This is a genomic window from Pantoea sp. 18069 (assembly GCF_902706035.1).
In the GTDB taxonomy this organism is placed as follows: Bacteria; Pseudomonadota; Gammaproteobacteria; order Burkholderiales; family Burkholderiaceae_C; genus Comamonas.
The window spans coordinates 1-381 of the sequence record NZ_CACSJA010000155.1; the positions used below are offsets into that span (position 1 = coordinate 1).

At 56.4% G+C, this 381-nt stretch carries 1 pseudogene; it reads left to right on the forward strand.

Annotation, left to right across the window (positions count from 1 at the left end):
- Window positions 1-88: 88 nt before the first annotated feature.
- A pseudogene (locus GVL12_RS26020) lies at window positions 89-381 on the forward strand (DEAD/DEAH box helicase family protein); the annotation flags it as partial.

The window sequence follows — 381 nt, forward strand, 5'->3', positions numbered from 1 at the left end:
CAAGGGAGCCATGGCCAAACTCAGCCCCAATGCCAAGGGTGTGGAACGCATCGATGCTGCAGGTCAACCAGCGGTGGACAACATCATCACTGCGGTGAGCAAAAGCACCAAGCAGGTAGACAAAAGCTACGAAATCTATCTCTCGCTTTACCAGGCCGTGACCGGTTCGGACGAAGAGCGCAACATCTACAAGCAGTTCAGCCCGGACTTCTTCGATCTCATCGTTGTGGACGAGTGCCACCGCGGCAGTGCTGCGGAGGACTCGGCCTGGCGCGACATCCTTACCTACTTTTCCAGCGCGGCGCAGATCGGACTGACGGCCACGCCGAAAGAAACGGAAGATGTCTCCAATATCGATTACTTTGGCGAGCCGCTCTATAC